The sequence below is a fragment of the Bacillus sp. SIMBA_074 genome (assembly GCF_046534555.1).
GTDB lineage: Bacteria > Bacillota > Bacilli > Bacillales > Bacillaceae_G > Bacillus_A > Bacillus_A mycoides.
The window spans coordinates 1-292 of sequence record NZ_JAWRYM010000337.1 but is presented as its reverse complement, the minus strand read 5'-3'; the positions used below and the strand labels follow the sequence as shown (position 1 = coordinate 292).

Here is a 292-nt window from a genome sequence, read left to right as displayed (position 1 = left end):
AACAGATTACCCAACAGCTTATCGATCACATCACTACCATTAACACGTACAAGGGAATGATTATCCTCGTTGATATGGGTGCCCTGGAGGATATCCATATGACACTGGATGGTATTGTGGAGGGAACCATTGGCATTATTAATAATATTTCTACCTATTTAGCTTTGGATACCGGATCAAAAATCTTGCAAGGAATGGATGTAGAACAAATTGTAGAGACAGTAACGGAGGATTGTCAGCCCAAGTATAAAATTGTCAAGAACAATTGCCCGAAGAAAAAAGCCATCCTTAC

Annotated in this window: 1 protein-coding gene; it reads left to right on the top strand. The window is 39.4% G+C overall.

Annotated elements, in window-relative coordinates:
* Positions 1 to 98: 98 nt before the first annotated feature.
* Positions 99 to 292 (top strand): hypothetical protein (locus SB773_RS31070; RefSeq protein ID WP_410594106.1); only part of this gene is annotated, 194 nt, incomplete at its 3' end.